At 67.2% G+C, this 8,679-nt stretch carries 10 protein-coding genes; 8 read left to right on the top strand and 2 right to left on the bottom strand.

Annotated features, from left to right (window positions below; all coding sequences use genetic code 11):
• The first annotated feature begins 39 nt into the window (after positions 1 to 39).
• From dnaN to ASE91_RS01080, 3 genes are all read left to right on the top strand, one after another.
• Entirely contained in the window at positions 40 to 1,152 is a 1,113-nt protein-coding gene (gene dnaN / locus ASE91_RS01090) for a DNA polymerase III subunit beta (RefSeq protein ID WP_056621938.1), read from the top strand.
• A gap of 143 nt (positions 1,153 to 1,295) precedes the next feature.
• Positions 1,296 to 3,179 (top strand): signal peptide peptidase SppA, encoded by a 1,884-nt coding sequence (gene sppA / locus ASE91_RS01085; protein ID WP_056621934.1) that lies wholly within the window; start codon positions 1,296 to 1,298, stop codon positions 3,177 to 3,179.
• Positions 3,176 to 3,739, top strand: a complete 564-nt coding sequence (locus ASE91_RS01080) for a GNAT family N-acetyltransferase (RefSeq protein WP_056621932.1) — start codon at positions 3,176 to 3,178, stop codon at positions 3,737 to 3,739. The genes sppA and ASE91_RS01080 overlap by 4 nt, the downstream gene beginning before the upstream one ends.
• Positions 3,740 to 4,089: 350 nt before the next feature.
• On the opposite strand, the gene ASE91_RS01075 is transcribed toward ASE91_RS01080, so the two are convergent.
• Positions 4,090 to 4,719, bottom strand: coding sequence for a trimeric intracellular cation channel family protein (locus tag ASE91_RS01075; protein ID WP_055998983.1), 630 nt, complete (start codon positions 4,717 to 4,719; stop codon positions 4,090 to 4,092).
• Between the two features lie 177 nt (positions 4,720 to 4,896).
• Here ASE91_RS01075 and ASE91_RS01070 point away from each other — a divergent pair, with 177 nt between their 5' ends.
• Entirely contained in the window at positions 4,897 to 5,553 is a 657-nt protein-coding gene (locus tag ASE91_RS01070) for a YoaK family protein (protein ID WP_056621930.1), read from the top strand.
• 191 nt (positions 5,554 to 5,744) lie between these two features.
• Here the strand turns inward: ASE91_RS01070 and ASE91_RS01065 are convergent, their stop codons facing one another.
• A complete protein-coding gene (locus ASE91_RS01065; protein WP_056621928.1) occupies positions 5,745 to 6,125 on the bottom strand; it encodes a response regulator in 381 nt (126 codons plus the stop codon).
• A 41-nt stretch (positions 6,126 to 6,166) separates the two neighbouring features.
• Here ASE91_RS01065 and ASE91_RS01060 point away from each other — a divergent pair, with 41 nt between their 5' ends.
• From ASE91_RS01060 to ASE91_RS01045, 4 genes are all read left to right on the top strand, one after another.
• Positions 6,167 to 6,439 carry a DUF3572 domain-containing protein gene (locus ASE91_RS01060; RefSeq protein ID WP_056621927.1) on the top strand — a complete coding sequence of 91 codons (273 nt, stop codon included), beginning with the start codon at positions 6,167 to 6,169 and terminating at the stop codon, positions 6,437 to 6,439.
• Positions 6,436 to 7,059 carry a hypothetical protein gene (locus ASE91_RS01055; protein ID WP_056621925.1) on the top strand — a complete coding sequence of 208 codons (624 nt, stop codon included), beginning with the start codon at positions 6,436 to 6,438 and terminating at the stop codon, positions 7,057 to 7,059. Before ASE91_RS01060 ends, ASE91_RS01055 begins: the two co-directional genes overlap by 4 nt.
• Before the next feature lie 32 nt (positions 7,060 to 7,091).
• Entirely contained in the window at positions 7,092 to 7,556 is a 465-nt protein-coding gene (locus ASE91_RS01050; protein WP_055998998.1) for a RidA family protein, read from the top strand.
• Positions 7,557 to 7,781: 225 nt separating this feature from the next.
• A complete protein-coding gene (locus ASE91_RS01045; RefSeq protein WP_056621924.1) occupies positions 7,782 to 8,615 on the top strand; it encodes a TorF family putative porin in 834 nt (277 codons plus the stop codon).
• Positions 8,616 to 8,679 lie beyond the last annotated feature (64 nt).

The raw sequence follows: 8,679 nt of genomic DNA, 5'->3' as shown, positions 1-8,679 counted from the left end.
GCCGGCCCGAGTGCGAGCGCATCCGCGCGGGGGAACATCATGAAGGCGACGATCGAACGCGCGACCCTGTTGAAGGGCCTCAGCCACGTCCAGTCGGTGGTCGAGCGGCGCAATACCATCCCCATCCTGTCGAACGTGTTGATCGAGGCCGGCGAATCGACGCTGCGCCTGATGGCGACCGACCTCGACCTGCAGATCGACGAGACGATCGCGGCGGCGATCGATCAGCAGGGCGCGATCACCGTATCGGCGCACACGCTGTTCGACATCGCGCGGAAGCTGCCCGATGGTGCGCAGGTGCAATTGTCGGCGGCCGAAGGGCGGCTGACCGTGGTGGCCGGGCGCGCGCGCTTCAGCCTCGCGACGTTGCCGCGCGACGATTTCCCGGTGATCGCCGAGGGCGAGCTGCCGACCCAGTTCGAACTGCCCGCGACGACGCTGAAGGCGATCATCGACAAGACACGCTTCGCGATCTCGACCGAGGAAACGCGCTATTATCTCAACGGCATCTTCCTGCATGTCGCCGAAAATGACGGCAAACCGGTGCTGAAGGCCGCCGCGACCGACGGCCACCGCCTCGCGCGGATGACGGTCGACCGGCCCGATGGCGCGGAAAAGATGCCCGACGTCATCGTGCCGCGCAAATGCGTCGCCGAACTGCGCAAGCTGCTCGACGAGGTCGACGGTTCGGTCGGCGTGTCGCTGTCGGGCAGCAAGATCCGCTTCGATCTGGGACAGGCGATCCTGACCAGCAAGCTGATCGACGGCACCTTCCCCGATTATTCGCGCGTCATCCCGACCGCGAACGACAAGCTGCTGAAACTCGATCCGAAGAGCTTCATGGCCGGCGTTGACCGCGTGTCGACCATCGCCACCGAAAAGACCCGCGCGGTCAAGATGGCACTCGATCGCGACAAGATCACCCTGTCGGTGACCAGCCCCGAAAACGGCGCGGCGGCGGAGGAAGTGCCCGGCGAATATACCGCGCTCCCCTTCGAAATCGGCTTCAACAGCCGCTATCTGCTCGATATTCTCGGGCAGATCGACAGCGACCTGTGCGAAGTGCATCTGTCGGACGCCGCCGCCCCGACGCTGATCCGCGAGAATGACGCGTCGCCCGCGCTCTATGTGCTGATGCCGATGCGCGTCTGACGCATCGCGTCCCGACCGATCCGACGGCTCCGTGCGCAGCCTGCGTGCGGGGCCGCCATTCGTTTGGGGCATCGGTGTGGACACCACTTTACTCGTCCGGCCATCCGGCTATTTATCGCTAGACGATAAACGAAGGAATTGCCGTGAAACTGGTCCGGGGTGCGTGGAAGCTGTTGGTTGGAATCAAGGACGCACTGGTCCTGTTCCTGCTGCTGCTGTTCTTCGGCGGTCTGTTCGCTGCCCTGTCGACACGGCCCAATACGCGGGTGACCGATGGCGCGCTGCTGCTCGACCTGTCGGGATCGATCGTCGAACAACCCGCCGAGGCCGATCCGGTCGCGGTGCTGAGCGGCCAGCCGGTCGCCCAGCAACTGCGCCTGCGCGACGTAGTCCGCGCGCTCGATGCGGCGAAGGGCGATGCGCGGGTCAAGGTCGTCGTGCTCGACCTCGACAAATTCGCCGGCGGCTATCCGTCGACGCTGGCCGAGGTCGGCGATGCCGTGCGCCGCGTCCGCGACGCGGGCAAGCCGGTGCTGGCCTATGCCACGCTCTACACCGATGGCGGCTATCGCATCGCGTCGAACGCCAGCGAGATCTGGCAGAATTCGTTCGGCGGCACGCTGTTCCGCGGCCCCGGCGGGTCGCAGCCTTATTACAAGGGCCTGATCGACCGGCTGGGCGTCAACGCGCACGTCTACCGCGTCGGCCAGTTCAAGTCGGCGGTCGAACCCTTCACCCGCGCCGACCAGTCCGAACCGGCCCGCGCCGCCAATCAGGCGCTGTACGGCGCGATCTTCGACCAATGGCGCGCGGCGGTTCAAAAGGCGCGGCCCAAAGCGCAGCTCGACGCCTTCCTGACCCGCCCGGCGGAAACGGTGCAGGCGGCGGGCGGCGATATCGCGCAGGCCAATCTGCGCGGCGGGCTGGTCGACCAGCTCGGCGACCGCATCGCGTTCGGCAAGCGCGTCGCGGCGCTGGGCGGTGAGGATGCGGGCAAGGCAGCGGGCAGTTTCCGCACGATCAAATATGACAACTGGCTGGCAGCGAACCCGGTCCCGACCGGCGGCGACGCAGTGGGCGTCATCACCGTCGCCGGCACGATCGTCGATGGCGAGGCGAAGGCCGGTACGGCGGGCGGCGACACCATCGCCAAGCTGCTGCTCGACGGGCTCGCCACCAAAAACCTCAAGGCACTGGTCGTCCGCGTCGATTCGCCGGGCGGATCGGTGCTGGCCTCCGAACGCATCCGGCAGGCGATCCTGCAGGCCAAGCAGGTCGCGAAGATCCCGGTCGTGGTGTCGATGGGCGGCCTTGCCGCATCGGGCGGCTATTGGGTGTCGACGCCGGGCGACGTGATCTTCGCCGAACCCAATACCATCACCGGGTCGATCGGCGTGTTCGGCGTCATCCCGACCTTCGAAAACACGCTGGCGAAGATCGGCGTCACTGCCGACGGCGTCGCCACCACCCCCTTGAGCGGCCAGCCCGACGTGATGCGCGGCACCAGCCCGGCCTTCGACGCGATCATGCAGGGCAATGTCGAGGATATCTATCGCCGCTTCACCGGCCTCGTCGCCACTTCGCGCAAGCTGACGCCGCAGCGCGTCGACCAGATCGGGCAGGGCCGGGTGTGGGACGGCGGCACCGCGCGCCAACTGGGCCTCGTCGACCGCTTCGGCGATCTGAACGATGCCGTCGCCGAGGCTGCCCGCCGCGCGAAGCTCGACCCCGCCAATACCCGTGCGGTCTATCTCGACCGCGAACCCAGCGCCTATGAAAAGCTGCTGAAGAGCTTCGCCGACCGCGAGAAGGGCGAGACGACCGACGCCGCCACCGACCTGCTCGGGGCTGCCGCGATCGAACAGCGGGCGTTGATGGCGCAGGCGCTGGGCGATGCCCGCCGGATGCTGACCGCACGGACCGGCGTGCAGGCACGCTGCCTCGAATGCGCCGGGCTGGGACCGGTGACGGTGTCGGCGGACGATGCGTCGCTGCTCGACCTGATCGTGGCGCGGCTGTTCCGATGATCGCGATCCGCGCCGCCCGGCCCGAGGACGCCGCCGCGATCGCCGCGATCTATGCGCCCTATGTGTTGGGCGGCACGGTGTCGTTCGAAACCGACGCCCCCGACACGCGCGCGATCCGTCACCGCATGGCCGCGAGCGACGGTTTCAATCCGTGGCTGGTCGCGACCACCGGGGAGGCGGGGGGCGATGCCGTGCTCGGCTATGCCTATGCGACGAAGTTTCGCGAGCGCCCGGCCTATCGCTATGTCGTCGAAACCTCGATCTACATGGCCGGCAGCGCGCAGCAGCGCGGGACCGGGCGGCTGTTGTACGAAGCGCTGATCGATACCCTGCGCGCGCAGGGGTTCACGCAGGCGATCGGCGTGTTGTCGCTGCCCAACGACGCCTCGATCACGCTGCACGAGGCGGTCGGCTTCCGCCGCGCCGGCGTGTACCGTGAGGTCGGGTTCAAACAGGGCCGCTGGATCGATGTCGGCTTCTGGCAATGCCGGCTGAACGACGGCACCGTGCCACCGACCGAACCCCGCCCGTTCCGCGATGTCGGCGTGGTACGGGGCTGAAGTTCGCCTCCCGACGGATCCACACCCACCCGTTCGGTTCGAGCAGCTTCGAGCTTGTCGAGAAGCGTCCGTCGAGAACGCGCCGCCTAACGGCACCCCCTTCTCGACTACAGTTCTCGACAGGCTCGAACCTCCGCTCGAAGCAAACGGAAGGGGAAGGGAATGAGAAAAACGACTGCAACGGATCGGAAGACGCCGGGCCCCATCAACGACCGTTCATGCCGAGTAGGGACTGAGCTTGTCGAAGGCCCGTATCGAAGCACCTGCCCCAAACGATCCTTCGATACGCCCCTTCGACAAGCGCAGGACTACTGAGGATAAGCGGAAACGGTCAAGAAACTTGGGCCCCCCTACCGCTTCCCCCGATACGCCGGCAACGCGATCCGGAACCGGATCGCTGCCCCGCGCAGCGCGAAGCCCGCCGTCGCCGCCGGCAGCGCCGCCACGAACGGCGGGAGTCCGCAAGCGACCAGCACGACATGCAGCCCCGCCGCCAGCGCCGCCGCCGTCACATACAGTTCCGGCCGCATCAGGATCGACGGCACCCCCGCCAGAACGTCGCGCAGGATGCCGCCGACGCACGCGGTCAGCACCCCCATCACCGCCGCCTGCAACGGTGGCACGCCATAGGTCAGCGCCTTGGCCGCGCCGAACACGCCGTACGCCGCCAGCCCCGCCGCATCGAGCCAGTCGAGCGCCTTGTCGCGCCACCAATGTTCGGGGGTGATCCACACCAGCATCGCCATGCCGACACAGATCGCCGCCACCGGCGATCCATGGACCCAGAAGACCGGCGCCCCGATCAACAGGTCGCGCACCGTGCCCCCGCCGACCCCGGTGATCAGCGCGAAGAACGCCGCCGTGACGAACGTCTGCGCCGCCCGCGTCGCCGCCAGCGCCCCCGACGCCGCGAACACCGCGATACCGATCATGTCGAGCGCCCCGAGCATCTGCCCCAGCGCCTGCGGAGAAGGAACCATGGCGTCTCGCTAACGTACCGCAGGGGAAGAGTCCGTTCCAAAAACATGCGGGCCGGTCGGTTTTTCTCGATCGTTCCTTGGTCGCCACGCCGGCACCGGTGCGTAAAGCCGATGGAGGTCGAGTCGGCCGCGCCACGCCCTTGCCGCCCCACCGCCCGATCGGGCAAAGGAACCGCCATGCGACGCCTGTCCTCCGCTGCCACGCTCACCACCGTCCTGCTGGCCACGCTGGCCGGTATTGTCGACGCGCTGGCGTTCAGCGGGCTGGGCGGCTTCTTCGCTTCGTTCATGAGCGGCAATTCGACGCGCTTCGGGGTCGGCCTCGCCCATGGCTGGGACTATGCGGCCGCGACGGCCGCCGCGCTGGTGCTGTCGTTCGTCGCCGGGGCGATGCTCGGCACCATCGCCGGCGCGGCAGCGGCCGAGCGGCTGGGGCAGGCGCGTCGGGCGGAGGCGGTGATGGGTGTCGTCACCCTGCTGCTCGCGATCGGCGCGGCGATGGCCGCCTTTGCACCGCTGACGCTTGCCATGCTGCTGCTTGCCGCGGCGATGGGTGCGCAGAACGGCGTCGTCGCGCCCGATGGCGAGGTGCGGATCGGCCTCACCTATATGACCGGCACGCTGGTCCGCATCGGCCAGCGCGCCGCACGGCGGCTGCTCGGCGACCGCTCGGCACCGGGGGTGCGTCGAGACGTTCTCCTGTGGCTGGGCTTCGTGGCGGGGGTGACGATCGGTGCGATCGGCTGGAACTGGCTGGGGCTGGCGGCATTATGGGTCGTCGCCGCCCTGTCGGCGCTGCTGACGATGCTGGTCGCCCGCGTCGACCTGCGATAGCTGCCGCAGACTTCTGCGCCTCGCCACCCGCTCGATTCCGTTACCCGTTTGGTTCGAGCAACTTCGAGCTTGTCGAGAAGCGTCCGTCGAGAACTTGGTCGTTGGAGGCGCCCCCTTCTCGACTTCGGTTCTCGACAGGCTCGAACCTACGCTCGAAGCAAACGGGGGTAATGGGAGGAGAAAGCGGAACCCTAAGCCTCCCCCTCGGTCGGCAACAACCCGCGCACTTCGCCGATGAACCGCACCACCGAAATCGGTTTGGTCACGTAGGCATTGGCCCCCGCACCGCGCACCCGATCCTCGTCGTCGCGCCCCGAATAGGCGGTGACCGCCATGATCGGGATCGTCCGCAGCCGGCTATCGCCCTTCAGCATCGTGATGAGTTCGAGGCCGGTCATATGCGGCAGCTGGATATCGGTGATGATCAGGTCGGGCAGAAAGGCGCGCGCCCGCGTCACCGCCTCCCGCCCGTCGCGCACCGGTTCGGTGTCGTACCCGTGCGCGCGCAACAGGTCGCAGAACAGTTTCAGGTTGAGTTCGTTGTCCTCGACAACGAGTACCCTTTTTGCCACGCGCGTTGCATCCCCTGATGGTTCCAACGACGGTGTAAGCGATGCGACAGCGCGAGACAAATCAAGACGCGGCAACCTTGGCGTTACAAGCACTTGGCTGGGTGATCGGCGATGCGACCCGTGCCTCGCGCTTCCTCGCGCTGACCGGCATCGACCCCGCCGATCTGCGCGCGCGGGCCGGTGAGCCGTCGTTTCTGGTGCAGGTCGTCGCCCATCTCGAATCCCATGAACCCGATCTGCTGGCCTGTGCCGATGCGCTGGATGTGCCGCCCGCCGCGTTGGTGCAGGCCCGCGCCGAACTGGAGACCGCATGAAACCGCTGCTCATCACCGATTGCGACGAAGTCCTGCTGCACATGGTCCGCCATTTCGGCAACTGGCTGAAGGATGCGCACGCGATCGATTTCCGCATGCAGGGGGGTGACTTCGCCAACGCGATGACCCGCGCCGATGGCAGCGTGCTGGAGCGGGAGGAGATGTGGGGAATGCTCGACGGGTTCTTCCCCGGCGAGATGGCGCGCCAGACGCTGGTACCACATGCGCGCGAAGCGCTGGCGGTGCTCGCCGAACAGGCGGACATCGTCGTCTTGACCAACTTGCAGGATCATTGCCGCACCCACCGCATCGACCAGCTGGCAACGCACGGCATCGTCCACCGCGTCGAATGCAATCAGGGCGGCAAGGGCCCCCCGGTCGCGCGGCTGGTCGCGGAATATGATCCCAGCGTCACCGTGTTCGTCGACGACCTCGCCGTGCATCACCAATCGGTCGCCGATACCGCGCCGGACGTGTTCCGCCTGCACATGGTGTCCGAACCCGATCTCGCCGTCCATGTCGAACCAGCCCCCGCCGCCCATGCCCGCATCGACGACTGGGTGGAGGCCAGGGGCTGGATCGAGGCACGGTTTGCCGAAGGACGCCCGGCACAGGCTTGACCTTGTCCCCGATCAACGAAAGGAACGCATCCATGGCATATGACATCCCCGCAAAGCTGGCCGAACGCGGCCTTTCGCTCCCCGCCGCCGCCGCCCCGGTCGCCGCCTATGTTCCGGCGGTCGAGGCCGGCGGGCTGCTCCACCTCTCGGGCCAGCTGCCGTTCGAGGACGGCAATCTGATGACCGGCCGCGCCGGCGAGGACCGCGACCTCGCCTATGCGACCAGCGCCGCGCAGAAGTGCGCGCTGATGATCCTCGCCCAGGCCGAAAAGGCGCTGGGCAGCCTCGACCGCATCGAACGCGTCGTGAAGCTCGGCGTGTTCGTCAACTCAGCGGGCAGCTTCACCGACCAGCCAAAGGTCGCCAACGGCGCATCCGAACTGATGGTCGAACTGTTCGGCGACGCCGGCCGTCACGCCCGCAGCGCGGTCGGCGTGCCGGTCCTGCCGCTGGGTGCCGTGGTGGAGATCGACGCGATCCTCGCCATCCGCGCGTAAGCATCGAAACTCGTCCCCGAACGAGCGTTCCTCAACCGCCCGCTGTTGCGATCGCGCAACAGCGGGCGCGTCGTATCTGGCCTGTGCGCAATTCCGATTGTGCGGCGCGGTACGCTAGGACATATTCGATCGCAGAGCATCAGACCGCACGGGCCAGCAGGCCCACCGAATCGCGGCGATGTTCGAACGCAGGAGAATCACCACGGAACCTAGAAAGGGTTTACGATGCGATTCTCGATCATTCTCCCGGCCGCCATCCTGGCCGCCACCACCGCGATGCCCGCCATGGCGCAGGAAGAAACCGCGCCGCCCGCACCGATCACGATCAGCGGCAGCGCCGGCGTCACCTCCGACTATCGCTTTCGCGGCGTCTCGCAGAGCGACAAGAACGTCGCCGTTCAGGGCGGCATCACCATCGCCCATGACAGCGGCGTCTATATCGGCACCTGGGGCTCGAACCTCGCCGGTTGGGGCACGTTCGGCGGCGCGAACCTCGAACTCGATCTGATCGCGGGCTACAAGAAGACCTTCGGCACGGCGACCGTCGATGCCGGCGTCACCTGGTACACCTATCCCGGCGGTGCCGACGAAACCGACGTCGTCGAATTCTATGGCAAGCTGTCGGGCACCGCCGGTCCCGCCACGCTGACCGCAGGCGTCTTCTACGCCCCCAAGCAGACCTCGCTAGGGTACTTCACCGCCTCCCTCACGCCGCCGGTCGAAGGTGACGGCAGCCGTCAGAAGAACCTGTATCTCTCGGGTGACGCCGCGGCCGGCGTACCGTCGACGCCGGTCACGCTGAAGGCGCATATCGGCTATTCGGACGGCAACCCCGGCCTTGGCCCCAACGGCACCAGCCTTGCCCCGACCGGCAAATACTGGGACTGGCTGGTCGGCGCCGACTATACCTACAAGAACCTGACGCTGGGCGTCGCCTATGTCGACACCGACATCTCGCGCGCCGAATCGGCCTATATCCAGCCGAACTTCAGCAAGACCACCAACGGCAGCCCGATCGCCGCCAGCACGGTGGTGGTTTCGCTGACCGCGGCGTTCTGATCGGACGAAGAAACGTAACAACCCCGTTCGTGCTGAGTAGGGGCTGAGCGAAGTCGAAGACCCG

Origin of the sequence: Sphingomonas sp. Leaf62, assembly GCF_001421915.1 — a bacterium.
GTDB lineage: Bacteria > Pseudomonadota > Alphaproteobacteria > Sphingomonadales > Sphingomonadaceae > Sphingomonas.
The sequence above is the reverse complement of the archived record's forward strand: the minus strand, read 5'-3'. Positions and strand labels throughout refer to the sequence as shown.

Coding starts and splice junctions, on each gene's coding strand:
- dnaN (WP_056621938.1), top strand. CDS start 40: ATGAAGGCGACGATCGAACGCGCGACCCTGTTGAAGGGCCTCAGCCAC.
- ASE91_RS01080 (WP_056621932.1), top strand. CDS start 3,176: ATGATCGCGATCCGCGCCGCCCGGCCCGAGGACGCCGCCGCGATCGCC.
- ASE91_RS01075 (WP_055998983.1), bottom strand. CDS start 4,719: ATGGTTCCTTCTCCGCAGGCGCTGGGGCAGATGCTCGGGGCGCTCGAC.
- ASE91_RS01070 (WP_056621930.1), top strand. CDS start 4,897: ATGCGACGCCTGTCCTCCGCTGCCACGCTCACCACCGTCCTGCTGGCC.
- ASE91_RS01060 (WP_056621927.1), top strand. CDS start 6,167: ATGCGACAGCGCGAGACAAATCAAGACGCGGCAACCTTGGCGTTACAA.
- ASE91_RS01055 (WP_056621925.1), top strand. CDS start 6,436: ATGAAACCGCTGCTCATCACCGATTGCGACGAAGTCCTGCTGCACATG.
- ASE91_RS01050 (WP_055998998.1), top strand. CDS start 7,092: ATGGCATATGACATCCCCGCAAAGCTGGCCGAACGCGGCCTTTCGCTC.
- ASE91_RS01045 (WP_056621924.1), top strand. CDS start 7,782: ATGCGATTCTCGATCATTCTCCCGGCCGCCATCCTGGCCGCCACCACC.